Raw genomic sequence first — 18,988 nt, 5'->3', positions numbered from 1 at the left:
GTGCCGTCAGTCAGGATGGTGGAGAAGAAGTGCTCCTGCTTACCTTCGACAGAAGTGCGGTACCACTTGAGCTCAATCTTCGGCAGCATCTCACCGGACGCCAGTGCGTTGTACATTAGAGGAACCGCTTTGTTCAGCGCCACGGTGAACTTGAACGGCTTGTGAACACGCTGGCCAGAAGGCTGACCGCTTTGTGGGTCAGTCGGTACAGTCACGATATGGTCAAAGGCTTGCACCAGCATCTCGTCTTCGTGGCCTTCTACGTAGATGTTACCGACAGAGTCAGCGGTGAAGGCACCGGCAGTGATGTTGCCCTGGGTTTTGCCTTCGATGGCGATATAACAAGGAGTTGGCATTGTAATTTCCCTATAAAAATTCGGAGGAGGTTGTTTACTACGTGGGTAATAACGCAAGGGGTGTGCCAGTGATGGAGCTCAATGAAAACAGTAAGTTAGACTAGTCATGAAAAGGGGAGAGCAAGGTATTGCTTGTGGGTTGGGCGAAAAGTTGCTCAGCGAGCAAGATTTGGCCAAGACTCAGGTAGGAATTTAACCAGCGTATAGACTTAAAAGAAAATGACTCAGGGAAAGGTTCATGCGCGCTGACGAATTAAAACAATATCATACCTTCTTAACCACCCCGATTCTGGCAATGGGACAGAGCATTCCGGGTGAAAGCGATCTGCGGATCAACGAGACTGCCACGCGAGCCCGGGCGGGGCTATTAAATGTGTTATCCGCGGTCACTATGGTGATCTTGTTGGTTCGTCCTGAATGGGATCCTGTGATTTATGTTGGCCCGTATGTGATTTTCGATATGTTGATGGCGGCGATGTTCGGGTTAACGCCCCTAAGCCCGTCAGGATTGTTGGGAACGGCGATGACCATGCGCTCCAAGGCCATTTGGAAACCGATAAAGCCCAAACGCTTTGCATGGAGCCTCGGGGCTATTATGGGGATTACCTGTCTGACATTTCGCTTACTGGAAATGCCTGACATTTGGCTGTTTGCTGTGTTGGGTATCTGCTTTATGTTGACCTGGCTGGAAGCGGTGCTGGGGTTCTGTGTGGGCTGTTGGATGCATGCCAAGATGTTTGGATGCGAAACCTGCGCCTTGGATTGACGTATTGAAAGAAGAAAGGCGCGGAGTTCCGCGCCTTTGGCTTTGGTTGCGAAGATTCGTTAACTGAAGTTCAGTACCTGTCCCTCAGCGCGACGGCTCACCGATTTGTATTCCACTTTGGAAATGACAGTATCTTCCGTATCCAACAGCTCAATCACTGTCCCTTTATTCGAAAGTGCTGCCCCGCCGCCCCCTGCGCGAACAACAATTTTATGCTCACGACCCGGTGGTAACTTGGTCTTCTCGCGAAGGACTGTGGTGCCGGATTTAGTCCGTATTTGCCAGCCCGTCACGTCAATCAGTCCCGGCGTTTCATTTCGAATGGACACCCACTCATTTTGATCGCCGACACCCGGTGGATTCGGCATCGCAGAAGCAATGACCACATCGCCTTCGTCATACAGCAAGACATCGGTATTGGAATGCGGAGCCAATAACGGATCGCGATTATCACGACTTTTTAGTACCGGATAGAAAGATCGCAAATGGAAGCCGCGATCCTGGTTTTTCAGCGTCTCGCGGTATAGCACCAAATCGTAGCGCCAGCCGTTGATGGCGGCTCTGCGCTTGGATTCGCCATCAAAAAACGACAGTGGCTGGGTGTCGTTGCGGAAGCTTTCAAATGTCAGCATGGTGCCCAGTGCCAAGAGGCATTCTGGGCTCATACCCACGAAGAATCCGCCTTTCTCTTTCCATGCGATCTTCTCGCCCACGCGCCAGCTCATGGCCAATGTCGCGACATCAGTATTCAGGTTCCCTTCTGGGCCATCATAAAAAGAGCCCAAGTACTCCAAATCGGCTTTTCCGCCGCTACCATTTTGCTCATCCCAGAAGAACTTCGCCCAGAAGTGATAACCCCCGATTTCGTAGCGAGAGCCCTCACGCTTAATCTCGCCAAGAAAAACATGCTCAAAGCCTGAAGCATGTTTCACCTGACGGTTGCCAAAGTTGTTGGTATAGAGCCCGAACCAAATATTTCTGACCGTTTCGCGAAAGGTCTCGATGTTGGTCAGGTCTATGCACTGTCCTTCACCAAAGGTGGCACTGGTAAAAGGCATTTCGGTGAGTTTGGCTTGGGCAAATCCAAGACCGCCTTCACTTTGGTCATCAGTGATGTATTGATAGACCGACTCCATGAGTGAAATCCTGTCTTCATCGTCGTAGCGGGCAAAACAGGTATCGAGGAAATGTTCGATCTCGGCCAGTTCAACATCGCTGTATTTCTCTTCGTCGCGTTCAAGCTCGTTGTAGTTATCAATCAACCGTTTAAACGCCTGATAAGAAGGCAGGAACATCAGCTTGTCGGTATTCACTTCATCGAAGAGGAAGAACTTGGCCAAATCACGCTTACCCGGCCGACGGTAGCCTTGCTCATAGAGGCGGATATCTGCGTTTTCGTTCATCCAGCGACCGTCGGCAAGACGGGTGACATCGAAGCGGTTGTCATCGGCATCCCATAGCTCCTGGACGATATCGGTGTATTTTCCTCGGTTATCCACGATGTCAGTTGGCGATTCGATAGGGCGCATTTCTGGCGTGTCGATATCGTTTGACGTGGTGAAGTTGTTTGGGGAGTAGAACATGGGGTTCGTATCGTAGAGCGCTTGCTGGAAATAGAGGTCAGTGAGCTCTGTGATTTGGGTAAGCGAAACCTGATAGCTTTCCAGATTCAGGGTATTCCGACCGTCGTGATCGTCCCAGAACTCGCTTTGCTTCATCAAAAACGCGCGGCATTGAAGTTCGCCACCTTTGGTGAACACAATCACTTTCCAGAATGCAGACGGAATGTAAGTGCCTCGGTAAGGCTGGTCATTGATGGTGTTTATAGGGCCAGTGAACACAGAAAGTTTGTCGTCGAGATCTTCTTCTTCCAGCAACCAGTTTTCCAGTTCCAGCCATTCATCCTGATTGAACTTCGCGTGCTGCAAATTGGCGTTGGTATAGAAAAAAGAGTCTTTGTTTGCCTGACTCGCCTCCGGGCGGGAGCCCCAGGTAATCGCCGCTCGACGCACCATATGGCCACGGTCCCAGACGTTGTTTTTATACACCTCGGGGCCAGCCTGATAATCAATATCGACGCGGGGGTCGAGCTTCCATCTCGCGCGCTTCAGGCTCATCAGTGTTTGCCTGTCGATATTGTGGGCGGTGTAGAACGCCATTTTTGTTTCACGGTTCATCACCAGTGAAAAGTGTTCATAGTACAAAGGTTCACCGTATTCCCAAGCCACCTCTAACAGGCTCTCGCCCAGTCGTGGCAGTGAAACAGGAATACTCAAAAACTCGGTATTAAATCCTTGTGAAGGCATGGCAGTCACCTCTCGCTGTCATCATGAAGTGATACACATTAGTCAGCGTTTATGTCGCTATTGTTTTAACTAAGGATGAATAACCCATTTTGCCTACAACTGAGACGCTATCTCATGCTTGCTTTGACAGATGGGGAGAAGATCGCGCGAGGTGCACTGCGCAGCGTGATAGACTCTCGTTCTGCCCAATAGGAAGTGAAAAACGACCATGCTCGAAAAAGAAAACATGCTCAAACTGGCGAGAATGAAAATGCCGTTTGGCAAATACGCCGGAAGGGTGTTGATTGATTTGCCAGAAGAATATTTGCTTTGGTTCGAGAAGCAGGGGTTTCCCAAAGGGGAGTTGGGTCAACTATTGGCCTTGTGTCTGGCACTGAAAATTGAAGGGCTGGATGCCGTCGTCAAACCATTGAAAAACTTCTAGAAAAAACGCGAGCCGAAGACTCGCGTTTTCTTTGCCTGAAGGTGAATTACACCCACATAAACTCATCTGCTGCTGGCGGCATAGGAGGCATTGGTTCAGTCGTACCGCAACCACATGCTGTTTCACCATGGCCGCCATGTTCACCTGAACCATGCTCACCAGAGCCGTGTTCGCCTGAGCCATGACCATCATGCTCACCAGTCAACCAACCCATGCCCATTTCTGAGTGGGAAAGACCATCGACTGTGTTGCCGAATACTTCGTTGTTCAAGTGCTCCCAACCTTCAATCGCTGGAGCGAAAATACCGTCATGAATGACATCATCAAAAACAAAGCTCTGTGCATCATCAAGCAGCAATGGTGCTTGAGAAATATGGTTTTCGCCGATAATGCCTGTGAGTAGTTCACTGGTCGCTTCTGACACAACCTGAACCGGAATTTTCAAAAGTTCAATGTCGTGCTGAATATGCATGGCGAAGTGTTCTTCCGCAGTTTCAACGATTTCACCCACACCTTCTTTGATAATTTCTGGTACACACTCCCCATGACCTTCAGCAACCGCTTCAATCACTTCACCGGTGGTATCGAGAACTTCACCCACGGTTTGGCCAACTTGCGCAACGTTCATCATAAAGTGGTGTGTCACAATTTCTGCCGCGTCAGTGACGCCATCAATCACGGTAGCAACGGCAGCGGTTATACCATTGATTATGGGTATGTCCGCGGTGGCTTCCGCAATTTTGTCTCCAACCCAGCTCAGGCCTTCATCAATAGCGCTGACTGCTGTACTTACAACGTTCGCAATGCCCGTTGTGACTTCTGCAATCGCTTCGCCGACTTTAGAAATTGCCTCACCAATTCCACTAAATAGATTTGCGAAAAATCCCATTTTAAATTTCCCCTTTTGTCGTGAATGTTATTCACGTTTTCTTTTGGTTGTCTCGTACTGCTAATCCGAGCCCTGCTTTTGCAAATCGCTGGAATGACAATCCAACGGCCTGCGATCCTTTCTCTATGTGCCCTTCCTTTTGGGTAGAGAGCCGCAGGCTAAATTGGCCTGCGCGGCACATAAAAAATACTGTTCAATTAGACGGAGAAGGACAACAGAAAAGTCAGTTTTTATAAGGGTTTAATGCGTTGATTTTTCACAAGGAATCAAGTGACTCGATGGCTGAAAATCACTGTAAAAATTGATAGAAGACTGAGCCAGTATGAAAGTTGAGTGAGGGAAATATCGAAGGGGTTATCAGCCAATTTTCTTTCAAAATGACGAGATAGGAGTGCGTTTTTTATGCCTGAGCAAATAGCGATATCTCTGGTATGTTTATAGCTCGTATCAGTTCTGCTAGAAATCACGCTTTTCTGGACGACGTTTAGGCAGACTCCTGATGGTGGTTAGACAGAAGAATTGCCCTTCTCAAGTAGGAGGATGTAATGGAATTGTGTTCTGGCACAAATACGCTAACATTTAATGTAAACGTTTCCATTTTAATTGTTCGCCTTAAATCTTCTATTTGGATTACGGAGAGGAAGTCTTTGACAATACCAAAGGTCAACAGACCCTGAGATGGAAACGGTAATTAGCAAATTGTCTGATTGGTTTTGAAACGGATTTTTTTGAGTAGTTCTAGGGAAAGCCATGTCAAATCTTGTGTTTAACCCGGTTGATCATCCTCACCGACGCTACAATCCCTTAACTGGGCAATGGGTGTTGGTGTCTCCCCACCGCGCAAAACGTCCGTGGAGTGGTCAAGATGAAAAGCCTGTTGATTCGGCGTTGCCTGACTATGAAGAGCATTGTTTTCTGTGTCCTGGCAACGTGCGCGTATCCGGTGATCAGAACCCTCAATACGAGAGCACTTATGTGTTCGACAATGACTTTGCTGCACTGATGCCAGATACCCCGGATGCGCCGAAAGCCGATAATCCGCTATTCAAAATGGAAGGAGCGAGGGGACTTAGCCGGGTGATTTGTTTCTCACCTGATCACAGTAAGACCCTGCCGGAACTTCCGCTTACCACCATTCGCGACGTGATTGAGACTTGGTCTGAGCAAATAGAAATGCTGGGTAAAACCTACCTTTGGGTGCAGGCATTTGAGAACAAAGGCGAAGCCATGGGATGCTCGCAACCCCATCCACACGGTCAGATCTGGGCCAACAGTTTTTTACCGAATGAAATCGCCCGGAAGGAAACCTTTCTGAAGGCTTATCATCAAGAGCAAGGTTCGAACCTGTTGCTTGATTACGCCAAGGCAGAATTGGCGGACGGCTCCCGCACCGTGGTGGAAACCCAGCACTGGCTGGCGGTGGTTCCCTATTGGGCAGCATGGCCCTTTGAAACCCTGCTGATGCCGAAAGTAACGATACGGCGAATGGGGGAGTTGAATGACGAACAACGTGACGATTTGGCGTTGGCACTGAAAAAGCTCACCAGCCGTTATGACAACTTGTTCCAGTGCCCTTTCCCCTATTCGATGGGGTGGCACTACGCGCCTTTTTATGAGGAAGGAACGGACGTTGACCACTGGCAGTTACATGCGCATTTTTATCCGCCGTTGCTTCGCAGTGCCACGGTGCGAAAGTTCATGGTGGGGTATGAGATGTTGGCAGAAACCCAACGAGACCTGACACCAGAACAAGCCGCTGAACGTCTTCGTGCCGTCAGCGATGTCCATTATAAAGAATGCGCCGAACAGGCAGGGAATGGCCAATGAATAACCTCATCCACACTGTGCAACAGGCATTCCACACAAAGTTTGATTACAAGGCTGAATATCTGGTTCAGGCGCCCGGACGCGTGAACCTGATTGGAGAGCACACTGACTATAACGATGGCTTTGTGCTGCCATGTGCGATCAACTATCAGACCGTTGTGGCGGCTGCTCCGCGTCAGGACAACATCATCCGTGTAGTGGCGGCTGACTACGACAATGCAACGGATGAATTCTCGCTTGATGAAGATATTGCTTTTCTGCCAGAGAAAATGTGGGCCAATTACATTCGGGGCGTTGTTGTGTGTCTCAAGCAACGTGGCTATGAGTTCAAAGGCGCAGATCTGGCCGTGAGTGGTAACGTTCCGCAGGGAGCCGGATTGAGTTCATCTGCTGCCCTTGAGGTGGTGATTGGGCAAACCTTCAAAATCCTCTACCAACTGGATATTTCCCAGTCAGACATTGCGCTGAACGGCCAGCAAGCGGAGAACGAGTTTGTGGGCTGTAACTGCGGCATTATGGATCAGTTGATTTCCGCCAAAGGGATGGAAGATCACGCTTTGTTGATCGATTGTCGAACGCTGCAAACCACCCCGGTTTCTATGCCCCAGGATATGGCGGTGGTCATCATCAACTCCAACAAAAAGCGCGGGTTAGTGGACAGCGAATACAACACCAGACGCGAACAATGTGAAGAAGCGGCAGGCTTTTTCGATGTGGCTGCCCTTCGCGATGTTTCTTTGGAAACCTTCGAGCAAGCGGCCGACGAACTTGACGAAACCGTGGCGAAACGGGCGCGTCATGTGATCACCGAAAACGAGAGAACCCTTGCTGCTGCCACTGCGCTACAACACGGGGATTTGAAAACGATGGGTGCCTTGATGGCGGCGTCTCACGCCTCGATGCGGGATGATTTTGAAATCACCGTCTCGGAGATCGATGCGCTGGTGGAGATGGTTAAGTCTGTTATCGGAAATGAAGGCGGCGTGCGCATGACTGGCGGCGGTTTTGGGGGCTGTATTGTAGCGCTGGTCGCGCCTGATGATGTGGAGGCGGTTCGGACTGTAGTCTCAGAAAGGTATCATGCTTTGACTGGGTTGAACGCGGATATTTATGTCTGTCAGGCCAAGGCTGGAGCGGGTGAAGTGAGAGAGTGATTGGTGATGTCATGAGTAACGAGGCTGACTTGAAAAGGCTGGAACAGGCATTCACTTCCACGCCATCATATGATGGATTGCCCGCGACAATAGTCCATCTCAAAAACAGCCACGGTATGACCCTATCCCTGATGGACGTCGGCGCAACTTGGCTAAGCTGCAGACTGCCTCTGACTTCGGGGTTCCGTGAAGTGTTACTGCATGCCCCCGACATGGCCGCTCACCGAAAGCAAACAGCCTATTTTGGTGCGATCGTTGGGCGCTATGCCAACCGTATTGATGCCAGCCAGTTTTCTCTCGGTGATCGTACGTATTCTCTTTGCAGTAACGAAGGAAAAAACACTCTTCACGGCGGCAAAGAGGGGTTTGATAAACGCCGTTGGACGATCGTGGCACAGAGTCATAACGCCGTGACATTTCATCTCGATTCAGAAGACGGTGATCAGGGATTTCCGGGAAATCTTTCTGCAAGTGTGTCCTACCTGCTTGATGAAGAAAACCGTGTTGAAATTCAGTATCAGGCTGAGTGTGATAAAGCCTGTCCCATCAACCTGACTAACCATGCGTATTTTAACCTCGCTGGAGTGGGGGCAGGCGTCAAAAGCCTTGAGCACATACTGATGATGGAAGCCAGTCATTACCTTCCTACGCGAAAAGATCTCATTCCAACCGGTGCTTGGAATCCTGTCAACGAAACCGCCTTCGACTTTTCCGAGCCCAAAGTCATTGGACGTGATTTTCTGAGCGATGAAGACCAGAAAATCGCGGGCGGGTACGATCATGCCTTTGTTCTCGACCCGGACGTGTGTGACGGCGAGGCATTGGCGGTATCTTTGTTGGCTCCGGATCGCTCTATCATCATGAAAGTGAGCACAACAAAACCAGCTATCCAGTTCTACTCAGGCAATTTCCTTCAAGGAGAGCCCGGTCATCATGGTGACTATGAGAATTTTGATGGTCTGGCGCTTGAGACCCAATACTTACCGGATGGGCCCAACCACCCAGAATGGGGCGAGAAAAGTGGCGTCTATCAGGCCAACCAGCCTTATCGGCATCGCACGGCCTACCAGTTTCTCTTTTGAGTGTTTACGCAGATCCCAGGGGCTGAAGAAATAAGAACTGTGTATTTGCGTGAACAATGGAGCCTGTAGGCAACAACAGACTCCATTGGCGTCTTACGGGTAACGAATCAATCGCTGTAGCTAGTGATGGTATCGAGATACAAATCCAATAGCGCCTGGTCGTTCACTTTCACTGCCACATTCTGTGCAGGGAAATCCGCCCAATCGTCGGTTTTGTGTTTCGTGTCTTTGTCCTTCTGTAACGTCAAACCTTCTGCCGGGCCGTCACAGACCACGCGAATAGCGCCTTGGCGTACCTCGAACAGGCTTGGGTCAATCACATACGCAATCGCGGAAGGGTCATGCACAAAACAGCCATCAACGCCCATACGTGTTTTGTAGAAATCGAGATAGAAGCGGCTAATATCCCACATAAACTCACCAACCTCTCCGCAAGTCTCGCGCAAGGTGTCGATGTAGTCATTAGAGAAAAAGGCTTCGTGGGTGACATCCAAACCAATAACCGTCACTGGCCAGTCAGCGGTGAAAACGATATCGGCAGCATGGGGGTCATCATGGACATTGGCCTCCGCAAAGGGAGTGACGTTACCCGTGTGTCCGTTTGTCCCAAACGCGCCACCCATGATCACCACTTCTTTCACCAGCTTGGTGATCTCCGGCGCTTGCTTGAGTGCCATTGCCAGGTTAGTCAGGGGGCCAACAGCGACGAGTGTGACTTCACCCGGTGAGGCTGTCACTGTGTCGATGATGTATTGGTGGGCGGGTCGTGGATCGGCGCTGATGGTCGGGGCCTCAATGGCCACATCACCAAAGCCATTTTCTCCATGAACCGCCACGCTGGCACCAACAGGTGGACGCTGGAGTGGCTTTGATGCACCTTTCGCGACATCACATTGAAAGCCAAAACGTTGTTTGAGATACAGCGCGTTGCGTGTGCTGATGTCGATGTCTGCATTGCCATAGACTGTGGTTAAGCCAACCAACTCGATCACAGGGCTCGCCTCGGCAAAGAGGATGGCCATGGCATCGTCGATGCCCGGATCAGTGTCTAGAATAATTTTTGTTGTCATTGTGAATATCCGGCAGGAAAACTTCCTATATTCTATGACGGCTTGCGGTACACCACCGTCTGTGAATTGACTTAATATTGTGATTCCGTTCAATATTCAGCAGCAAGCATGAGTAAGGTATATGCCTTTACTCAAGGAAGAACTAATAAATATGCAAAATTAGTTCTAAAAGCCAATTTTTTGGACAAAAAGGCGGAGTGAGAACGCGGCATTTGCCGCGCTCGAGATGGCTATTCGTCGATGCTAATACCAGCTTTAGCGGCGATGTCGGTTTCAAAACCATCAAGGCTCACCTGATTCTTCTTCAACCAGTATTTTTGAATACCTTCCGTTCCCTGTCGCTCAGACCACTTCGCCAGTTCGTCCCTGTCGCCTTCATAGCTAAAGAAGGGAACAGACATTCCACAAGACGCCTGCACCATATCAATGTCCAGCAAGAAAATCTGACGGGACGCGACGCTTTCAGGAAACAGCGAAACATAGATTTCCCATTCTGGGTCGTTACGGTGTAGTGCCCGCGCCTGACAATAGGTACGAAGGATCAACGGTGAGCCTTCAAACGCACACCACATCACCGTCATTCGTGTGTCTTTCAGCACATGTGCCGCTGACTCATTTCCGCTGCCTGTCAGGTTTAGCCATGCCAACGTTTTGTTGTTAATCACGCGTAAGGAGTCGCCACCTTTCGGAGAGATATTAACCGTGCCGGAGTCAGCTGCTGTGCCGACGAAATAGATTTTCTGCTGCTCGATAAAGCTGATTTGTTTGTCGCTGAGTGATTTGTTGGTTTGTCCCATTACTCTCTTTCCGTCCTTGTGGCTGAAGTTTAACCAACATAACACCCGGTGAACTAATGACCAATCCCCTCAGCCCTATTGAGATCTGTCTCTTACCAAAATATGAGTTCTGCGTGATGAATCGCTGTTTTTTATGGGAAATTTCTAGTGGGCGCTTCAATGCTTGCCTAGTCTGAAATGACAAGAAAGGAGATTCTACCCATGCTGGTGAAAGCAGCCCACAAAAGCTATATGAAAGCGTTGAAAGTCGCAGCGCGTGTCATTCCTATTCCGCGGCCGACGCTGTTTACCGGGGCGGAAAGTGCAGAGCAACTTTGCGAAGCCATCAGCCTGATGAATCTCGGCAAACTTCTGATTGTGACCGATGAAGCCTTAGTGGAAGTGGGGATTGTTGACCAGATTGAAAGCTATCTGCATCGGCACGGGGTCGATTTTGCAAGGTTTGACAAAGTGACGCCTGACCCAACTTACCCTCAGGCAGAAGAAGGATTGGCGGTTTATAAACGGGAAAACTGTAAAGGTATTCTCGCAGTGGGCGGCGGTTCACCGATTGATTGTGCCAAAGTCATTGCTGCACGTGTCACCAACAACAAGGCAATCAAAAAGCTCGCAGGATTGTTGAAGGTATGGCGCACACCCGCTCCTTTGTTTGTGATTCCAACCACGGCAGGCACAGGGTCGGAAGTCACGGTCGCCGCAGTGATTTCAGATCCCTCCAGTCATCAGAAAACCCCATTGATGGATCCGAAATTGGTGCCTCTGATGGCAGCGCTTGATCCACATTTAATGACGGGTTTGCCTCCCCACATCACCGCCGCAACCGGCATGGATGCATTGACCCATGCCGTCGAAGCTTATCTTTCACTTAACGCCACCACAGAAACTGATGCGTACGCGACAGCGGCATTAAAGCTTATCCATGCCAACCTGATTGCAGCCTATAAAGACGGTCACTCATTGAAAGTCAGGTTCAACATGGCAATGGCGTCCTATTACGCGGGTCTTGCGTTTACCAAAGCCAGTTTGGGTTACACCCATGCGATTGCTCACCACCTTGGAGCAAAGTATGGCACGCCGCATGGTGCAGCAAATGCGTTGGCACTACCCCATGTACTGGAAGCGTCTGTTCCGTCTGCCAAAGTGCGTATTGCTAACATGGCGAAAATGGTCGATGTTGGTGACGAAAGCTGGGACGACCAAACCAATGCCAGTGCGTTTGTGAATTACGTGGTGTCATTGCAAGAATCCATGAACATGCCGCGCACCCTGCCAGACATTAAATCGGAAGATATCACCCAGATAGCCAAACATGCCATTCGCGAGGCGAACTGGAATTATCCAGTGCCGCACTATCTCTCTCTTGGCGAGTGCAAGCAGCTTATCGCCAAAATCAAAGGTTAGCCTTTCAGCGAAAACTGTCATTTCATCTTCCGCATGGTAGAATGCGCGCCCTTTGGTCAGCCGCATTTATTGTGGTTCTGCCATACTTTGTCTTCCTACAATGCCGAGATTTCTCATGTCATTCTCCAAACTGGGCTTGAGCCAACCTATCGTATCCGCCGTGACGGAGTTGGGTTACCAACATCCTACTGCTATTCAGGAAAAAGCCATTCCTGTGATTCTGCGTGGCGAGAACCTGCTGGCGACGGCGCAGACAGGTACGGGCAAAACAGCCAGTTTCCTGCTGCCACTATTGGAAATGCTAAGCCAGGGCGAAACCCGTCGTAAAAAGCGTGTGCGGGCACTGGTTTTGGCGCCGACCCGCGAACTTGCAGGTCAGGTGGAGAAGAATGCTAATGAATACGGCAAGCACTTGTCTCTTAAAACATTGGCAATGTATGGTGGCACGAGCTCAGCGTCTCAAAAGCAAAGTCTGATTGATGGGGTCGATATTCTGGTGGCAACGCCAGGTCGCCTCTTGGACATGATGTCCCAGCGCGCTGTGCATTTTGATGAGCTGGAATGTCTGGTGTTGGACGAAGCCGATCGCATGTTGGACATGGGCTTTATTGAAGACATCAACAAAATCATCGAGCGCCTGCCAGCTGAACGCCAGAACCTGCTGTTCTCTGCAACCTTGTCAGACAAGGTTCGTTTTCTTGCTAAAACCGCCGTACCTAACCCAGTTGAAATCAGTTCTGAAGGGAACAGTAAAGCGGACATTGAGCAATGGCTGACAACCGTAGACAAAGACAAGAAATCGTCGCTTTTAGCGCATCTCATCACCGAACATGGTTGGGATCAGGCGCTGATCTTTATTGAAACCAAACATGGCGCCGCCAAGCTGGTGGAGCAACTGGGTAAGCGCGGTATTGAAGCAGAGTCTTTCCACAGCGGCCGGAGTCAGGCGATGCGCGAGCAGTTACTGGAAGATTTCAAATCTGGCAAGCTGCAATTCTTGGTTGCCACCGGTGTCGCAGCGCGTGGTATCGATATTGAAGAACTGAAGCGCGTGATCAACTATGACCTGCCATTCCCAGCTGACGACTATATCCACCGTATTGGTCGTACTGGCCGTGCGGGGGCAAAAGGCGAGGCAGTCTCTTTCCTTTCAAAAGACGATTTCAAGAACCTGTGCATGATTGAAACCCGTCTGGGGCATTTGATTGAACGACGTGAAATCGAGGGCTTTGCTCCAAGGAAACCCGTGCCTATTTCTATTCTGAATTACGTGCCGAAGAATAAGCGAGAGCCAAAAGCGGGCGGCGAAAAGTCTGCGAAAAACAGCAAGCCAAAGCAGGATAGAAAACCATCAAGAAAGCCGCAATCCACCAAACGTATCGAGCGTAATGAGTCAGGTGTAGATCGCGCCAATCCTTGGGCAACACTGAGTCCGAAAGGGACGAAATAATCCGCATTGAAAAAGGAGCCAAACTGGCTCCTTTTTTGATCAACTCATCGCAGCGGCAAGGTTACGAATCCATCTTCCTGATTTGAGTCGCCAGAGGCACACAACCAGCTTTAAGCTTTCTTCTACAAGTACTAAGCCAAACAGATAAACAGCGGGCCATTGAAGCCAGTGAGTCAGCAAAAAGGCGCAGGGTAACAGCACAATCCATTGTGCGAAAATATCGGTAAACAGGCAAAACGAGGCATCTCCGCCAGCCCTGAGTACACCCACGATAAGCATCATTGAAAGACTCTTTATGACCAATGAAAAGGCCATAATGTCATAAAGGGTGAGCGCCAAAGCTTCTGCATTTGAAGGAACTTCATTGTGAAAGAACAGCGATACCAAGGGCGCTTTGAACACTATCAATAACACCGCTGAACATATCCCAACCACCAAGCTGGTAATGAGATTGGCACGCACAGTATCGGAAAGCTCGCCTTGCTGTTCAGCGCCCACTTTATTTCCTACCAGAATCGAACCTGCCGTTGCCAATCCAATCAATAGGGACATGGCTAGGGCTTCAATCGGTGCCAATACGGAAAGCGCAACCAGAAGATCCGCATCGCTATACCCAAGAATGGCGTGAAAGGCGAAAAGGCCAGCAGCCCAAACCACGCTGTTAATCGCGGCAGTGATTGAAAGCTTACCTACTATCTGAATGTCGCTGACTTTCAAAGTGATGAACTGTGCAGGGCGGATGATAGCAAGAGGGTGTTTGGTGAGCTTTAGGTAGCCAATGAGCAGCAGACACTCAACTACGGCGCTGATCAAAGTGCCGATAGCCGCGCCTTTTATTCCCATTGCTGGCATTCCCCAGTGACCAAAGATCAGAACCCAATTCAGGAACAGATTGAGGACGACACCAATAAGGCTCACTTTAGTGGCAATGCCGGGTTGGTGCATGGCTCGCAAACCACAAGCCAGAGATGATGTCACGGCAAAGCAGAAAAGGGTGAATGCGATCGGCTTGAGGTAATCGGCACCTTTAGCAATGACATCAGGCGACTGGGTGCCCAATGCCATGAGGGCTTCCGGGAAAATGAACAGCAGAACGAAGAAACATGCCGCTGTCACCAGGCTTAGCAACAGAGTGATTAAAACGGTGTTGAGGAGCTTTTTCTCGCCGCTTGCTCCCTTTTCGCCAAAGCATTGCGCAGCCACCTGACCGCCACCAATGCTCAAACCAATGATGAAGAAACTGATGATCATTTGCGCTTTGGCAGCGAGGCCGACAGCGGCTATTTCTAGCTCTCCAATTCCGCCAAGCATCAAGGTGTCAACGACACTCTTGCTGGAGAAAACTGCGGTTTGGAGAGCGACGGGTAGGGCGAGAGCGAACAATGGCCCATTCGCCAGAAGTCTTGATGACAAGGCGTGAGATTTTGACATAGGAGTATCCGGAAAAAGCAGATCCTTCGAGCTTTTCGAGGGCTTAATGACTTCAGTTTGAAGAATGAAGGATCTGCGAAAAGGTTAGGAAACTGCGTCCAACTGTTTAACGATGGTTGCGGGGTTTCCTATTGCTATACAGTTGTCTGGCACATCTTGGTAGACGACGCTGTTTGCGCCAACAACGGCATTTTCACCAATGGTCACGCCTTTGAGGATCGTGGCCCCCATCCCAATCCAGGCATTGTCTTTGATGGTGACTTTGGCGACGCGTGTGCGTGCTGCTTCATCATCACTCCAACGTCCTGTTACCGGGTGACCGCTGCTGTCCATAATGGTCACTTTTGGGCCAAACAGTACTTTGTCGCCAATTTCTACTTCGTCGTAAGAAACAATTGCTGTGCCTTGCATGACACAACCTTCACCAATAGAAATTTTGCCAGACTGATTGCTATTGACCTTCACAACGGTCAGACGTACTGCGCGGTTTTCGAAGGCTAGATTGTCTTCGGAGTACAAAACCGTTCCTTTACCGATGGAAATGCTTTGGGTGAAATCCTGCGCATCAATCAACGAGTACTGAGCATCTCGGGCGTAGTTATCGGAATCCCTTGCGAGTGTAAATGCGATATGGGGGGTACCGATAAAAGTGGCATCCTCATCCAGAGCTATCTGTTCGCGAAAAAGAGTTCTGACATCTTCCGTTGTTCGTCCTTCAGAAACGGGGAAGATATTTTCATAAACACACGGCATAAATCTGGTCTTATTCCTGCTCTACGATTGGCTGGGTTTTAGGTTGTGGTTTATACAACGAGGGGTCAGCCATAGGATGATTAGGGCTGCTTTTCAGCACTTTGATCAGCTTGTTTAAGGGGAGATCGTTAATCTCATGATCCAAGCCGTAGTAGCTGGTTTGCCAGATATTGTATTTACTGTGAATACGCTCAGCAGCGCTGCGTGAGCTCTCACCGGTATCTTTCACTTCTTTTGGATGCGGCCAGTGGAAGGAAGACATCGCTTTATCAACGATGAACATGTTGTTGTTGATGAAAAGGCGAACACCAAGATCAACATCTTCGCCCCCCCAGCTATTAAACCCCTCGTCAAACAGACCTGCCTTGATCAGTTGCTCGCGTTCTGCGGAGACGTGGCAAGTCCAGAATAAGTCGAAAGGTGCAGGCCAGTCGCAGATGTTGTGGCCAAGATCATCGTATTGAGATTGGCGGATATCGTATGCGCCTTGGGAATCCAGCTCAGCCAGAATCTGGTCTACGTTCGTAGGTGTGATGACAGATTCCATTTTCTTAATGCCTTCGTCATCAAGATCAAAGCCGTAAACATAACCAACAATCGCGATAGGGTGCGTGGAAACCTTATGTCGGAACAGATGTTCTTCCAAGGTGCCAGTGCCTGGAAGGACACCAGTGTCGAGATAAACGATGTACTTCCCTTCTGCAATAGCAGTGCCTACATTTCTGGCTTTTCCTGCTCTGAAACCTTTGTCCTCTTGCCAGAAGTACTTAATATTCAGTCGGTCTGAAAAAGACAGCGCAATATATTCGGAGTCATCCATTCCACCATCGTCAACAACAATAACTTCAAAAGTTTCTTTAGGAAGGGTTTGTTCAGATAAAGCCGTTAACGTATGTGAAAGAAGATCTCTTCTGTTATAGGTGGGAATAACAACACTTAATTCGATCATTTTTACTTCTCTATTATTTTCTAACCAACTGAAGGAATAATAAGAGCTGTGTTTTTAGAATCAATATCACATTTTTTCAATTATTTACAATTCCAAACCCAGTGCTGCAGCAAAAATTCATAAAAAACAACAATATAAGTTATTTATGTGTGCTTATTTTTGTTTCGGTTAGTGCGATCGATGTCTCATAAAGAGTTTGATTAATTACAAAATATTGCATTGAAAGCATTTTAAAATCGCATTAACTGTGGTTATTTTAATCAATATGGGAATAGTTCAGATATATCCATTGTTGAATTTATATACAAGTTGTGAATGAGAAGGTTAGGAATAAATAGGGTTCTTTGTTTTTAAATAAAGCGCTGTGTATTTGATTTTTTGTGATTATTAGTCCGCGCAATTAAGTGACAAAAAATGAAAATCTCTAGGGTTTTAGTGTGTCTTGAAAGTTGTATTTCCACTGATTGAGGATACTGAGTTGTGGCTCAAACTAATGTTTTGTTTGGTCTAGCAGTGAGATTAGCGGTATTGCCAGAATATAAGTTGGTAATGATAACTATTACCAACTTATCATCTAAGAAAGATAATGTGAAAGAAGTCGCACTGGAACGAGCGAAAGCTGTCTCAACGTAGATGTGCGCCGCACTAAGGGTCTATTGAGCTCCAAATTAACTTAATTTGTGTCATAAATGATGTCCATCTCAATAGCAGAATGCGTTGAGGTAATTTTTAACTATCAGCTATCCACTGCCTTTTGTTTGCTGATGACTCTCTTGTCACTGATATGTTGTCCTTTGGTGCACGGGAGAGGTTTCGTCAATACTTGGCGAACACCCACGCTGGACATTTCTCCCTACGAAAATAGGTTCAGCGCGGGTGGTTTCTTCCTTCTTTCTTTCTTCTCTTACATCACACCGTATATTTCTGTATCTTCGATTTCATTTCGTCCGACAGCTCTTGCAGTGAGCTCGCAGCAATGCGGCTTTGCTCTGCGCCCGTCGCGGTTTGATTCGAGATACCATTAATTGCGCTGATGCTCCTGTTGACCTCCTCTGTTACCGCGCTTTTCTTTTCAGCGGTTCGGTCACCGAATAGAGCCTTGTCAGAAAACTTTGCATAGCCTTGTTGGTTTACTGACAAGGTGGCGATAGGCTGTGCGCCTAAAAAGGGTCGAGTGACCAAAATCGAGAACAGTGAATTGAAAAAACGAGTGACAAGAGCGGTAAGCAGTTTATTAACCGCGGCATTGCTATTGAGCGGATGCGCGCAGCCGGTAACGGAAAAGCGGGATGCAGCAGTGATCAAGCATACCTACGATACGAATCTCGCGGAGCTGTCGTCCTATCAATTGGGCCATTATGGTCTTCGTATGTATCGCCAGACCCAAGATGACAAATATCAGGCAGCAGTATGGACTGATATGGCGCGGGTGGCGGATAAGCTGAATGAGTATGCGGCCACGATTCACAGTAAAGAAGATGTGTTGGCTCAGGGTCAGAAAAGACTGAAGGCCTACGATTCTGGTGACTCAGAGCGCGATGAAATTCGCCACGCCGCAGCGCAGGGGCGCGAAGAGTATCTTGTTCTAGGGGCGGGGCTTATCAGCAGCATGGCGCGTGCGAACGAGTATGGGCTGGAGCATATCGACGATGAAAAGCTGCATGAGATCCTCAGTTGGTATGATTTCAGCGAGTATGCCACAGACCCACAAATGATCCGTGCCTGGGCTGCGCAACTCGCCAATCAGGTTTACTGGCTGAAACAGCTGGGTGAGGCAGATCATACTGCTGCCTTCGACAAAGCCTTCCGCGACACATATCCGGACAGTGAAGACGCAAACCTCTCTACCCAGCAATACAACAATAAATTGTATGGAATGACTCATATCATTCTGGCGGCGTCTGAGTACTACAGAAAGCCTGTGAATGAAGCGGACTTCCAGTGGATTTATGACTACTTCCGAGACAATTTTGATGAAATTGCAGTGCGTTCAAAAGAGGACGTGATTGCAGAGATCGGCATTACTTTCCTGCTGGCAGGGCTAGATAACGACCCGGTTGTCACGCGTAGTCAGGACATCATCCAGGAAGCGATTAACCGCGATAAGGGCATGGTGCCGTCGGTCTCTGGCAGTACGGATTTGGCGAAGGGAGAGCACCGCAATGTTCTCGCTATCATGTTACTGGACTGGCAGGGAGCGAATGCGGTACCAATGGCCGGACAGGTCAACCGTGTGGTTTCGAATATCCCTTGGGGACTTGAAGCGGTCGAATAAGCTAGGGGCTGTTCACCTTTGGTGATGATTTTTGCAGCAGTTTGTGGGGATTTTGTGC

The 18,988-nt window shown here is 49.0% G+C and carries 17 protein-coding genes; 8 read left to right on the top strand and 9 right to left on the bottom strand.

Annotation, left to right across the window (positions count from 1 at the left end; translation table 11 throughout):
- Positions 1-356 (bottom strand): Hcp family type VI secretion system effector (locus RN22_RS05865; RefSeq protein WP_046303504.1); only part of this gene is annotated, 356 nt, incomplete at its 3' end.
- A 238-nt stretch (positions 357-594) separates the two neighbouring features.
- On the opposite strand from RN22_RS05865, the gene RN22_RS05860 reads away from it, so the two are divergent.
- Positions 595-1,122, top strand: coding sequence for a DUF4395 domain-containing protein (locus RN22_RS05860; protein WP_046303503.1), 528 nt, complete (start codon positions 595-597; stop codon positions 1,120-1,122).
- Between the two features lie 59 nt (positions 1,123-1,181).
- On the opposite strand, the gene RN22_RS05855 is transcribed toward RN22_RS05860, so the two are convergent.
- Positions 1,182-3,428 (bottom strand): DNA/RNA non-specific endonuclease, encoded by a 2,247-nt coding sequence (locus RN22_RS05855; protein WP_046303502.1) that lies wholly within the window; start codon positions 3,426-3,428, stop codon positions 1,182-1,184.
- A gap of 208 nt (positions 3,429-3,636) precedes the next feature.
- On the opposite strand from RN22_RS05855, the gene RN22_RS05850 reads away from it, so the two are divergent.
- On the top strand, positions 3,637-3,852 hold the full coding sequence (locus RN22_RS05850) for a DUF3820 family protein (protein ID WP_046303501.1): 216 nt from the start codon (positions 3,637-3,639) through the stop codon (positions 3,850-3,852).
- Between the two features lie 46 nt (positions 3,853-3,898).
- Here RN22_RS05850 and RN22_RS05845 read toward each other — a convergent pair whose 3' ends face one another.
- Positions 3,899-4,741 carry a hypothetical protein gene (locus tag RN22_RS05845; RefSeq protein ID WP_046303500.1) on the bottom strand — a complete coding sequence of 281 codons (843 nt, stop codon included), beginning with the start codon at positions 4,739-4,741 and terminating at the stop codon, positions 3,899-3,901.
- Between the two features lie 750 nt (positions 4,742-5,491).
- Here RN22_RS05845 and RN22_RS05840 point away from each other — a divergent pair.
- From RN22_RS05840 to galM, 3 genes are read left to right on the top strand one after another with little or no spacing between them, the layout of a single operon-like run.
- Entirely contained in the window at positions 5,492-6,568 is a 1,077-nt protein-coding gene (locus RN22_RS05840) for a UDP-glucose--hexose-1-phosphate uridylyltransferase (protein WP_046303499.1), read from the top strand.
- Entirely contained in the window at positions 6,565-7,722 is a 1,158-nt protein-coding gene (gene galK / locus RN22_RS05835; protein ID WP_046303498.1) for a galactokinase, read from the top strand. The genes RN22_RS05840 and galK overlap by 4 nt, the downstream gene beginning before the upstream one ends.
- Before the next feature lie 11 nt (positions 7,723-7,733).
- The gene (gene galM / locus RN22_RS05830; protein WP_046303505.1) at positions 7,734-8,804 is read left to right on the top strand and encodes a galactose-1-epimerase; all 1,071 of its coding nucleotides are present in this window, start codon (positions 7,734-7,736) and stop codon (positions 8,802-8,804) included.
- Between the two features lie 107 nt (positions 8,805-8,911).
- On the opposite strand, the gene RN22_RS05825 is transcribed toward galM, so the two are convergent.
- Positions 8,912-9,874 carry a nucleoside hydrolase gene (locus RN22_RS05825; protein ID WP_046303497.1) on the bottom strand — a complete coding sequence of 321 codons (963 nt, stop codon included), beginning with the start codon at positions 9,872-9,874 and terminating at the stop codon, positions 8,912-8,914.
- A gap of 230 nt (positions 9,875-10,104) precedes the next feature.
- Positions 10,105-10,671 carry a hypothetical protein gene (locus RN22_RS05820; RefSeq protein ID WP_046303496.1) on the bottom strand — a complete coding sequence of 189 codons (567 nt, stop codon included), beginning with the start codon at positions 10,669-10,671 and terminating at the stop codon, positions 10,105-10,107.
- Positions 10,672-10,872: 201 nt separating this feature from the next.
- On the opposite strand from RN22_RS05820, the gene RN22_RS05815 reads away from it, so the two are divergent.
- A complete protein-coding gene (locus RN22_RS05815; protein ID WP_046303495.1) occupies positions 10,873-12,072 on the top strand; it encodes an iron-containing alcohol dehydrogenase in 1,200 nt (399 codons plus the stop codon).
- A 115-nt stretch (positions 12,073-12,187) separates the two neighbouring features.
- On the top strand, positions 12,188-13,522 hold the full coding sequence (locus RN22_RS05810) for a DEAD/DEAH box helicase (protein WP_046303494.1): 1,335 nt from the start codon (positions 12,188-12,190) through the stop codon (positions 13,520-13,522).
- A 39-nt stretch (positions 13,523-13,561) separates the two neighbouring features.
- Here RN22_RS05810 and RN22_RS05805 read toward each other — a convergent pair whose 3' ends face one another.
- The 4 genes from RN22_RS05805 to RN22_RS25415 all read right to left on the bottom strand — a co-directional run bounded on the left by RN22_RS05805 (position 13,562) and on the right by RN22_RS25415 (position 17,960).
- Positions 13,562-14,953 carry an MATE family efflux transporter gene (locus tag RN22_RS05805; protein ID WP_046303493.1) on the bottom strand — a complete coding sequence of 464 codons (1,392 nt, stop codon included), beginning with the start codon at positions 14,951-14,953 and terminating at the stop codon, positions 13,562-13,564.
- An 84-nt stretch (positions 14,954-15,037) separates the two neighbouring features.
- Positions 15,038-15,706, bottom strand: a complete 669-nt coding sequence (locus tag RN22_RS05800) for a DapH/DapD/GlmU-related protein (protein WP_046303492.1) — start codon at positions 15,704-15,706, stop codon at positions 15,038-15,040.
- 10 nt (positions 15,707-15,716) lie between these two features.
- Complete coding sequence (locus RN22_RS05795; protein WP_046303491.1) at positions 15,717-16,655, bottom strand: glycosyltransferase; 939 nt, start codon at positions 16,653-16,655, stop codon at positions 15,717-15,719.
- A 909-nt stretch (positions 16,656-17,564) separates the two neighbouring features.
- Positions 17,565-17,960, bottom strand: a complete 396-nt coding sequence (locus tag RN22_RS25415) for a hypothetical protein (protein ID WP_231590858.1) — start codon at positions 17,958-17,960, stop codon at positions 17,565-17,567.
- Here RN22_RS25415 and RN22_RS05785 point away from each other — a divergent pair.
- Positions 17,866-18,930: a DUF3541 domain-containing protein gene (locus RN22_RS05785; protein ID WP_369700092.1), complete on the top strand. Its 1,065-nt coding sequence runs from the start codon at positions 17,866-17,868 to the stop codon at positions 18,928-18,930. The two genes, RN22_RS25415 and RN22_RS05785, sit on opposite strands and share 95 nt — an antisense overlap.
- The last annotated feature ends 58 nt before the right edge of the window (positions 18,931-18,988 follow it).

This window comes from Grimontia sp. AD028, assembly GCF_000973155.1.
In the GTDB taxonomy this organism is placed as follows: domain Bacteria; phylum Pseudomonadota; class Gammaproteobacteria; order Enterobacterales; family Vibrionaceae; genus Enterovibrio; species Enterovibrio indicus.
The sequence above is the reverse complement of the archived record's forward strand: the minus strand, read 5'-3'. Positions and strand labels throughout refer to the sequence as shown.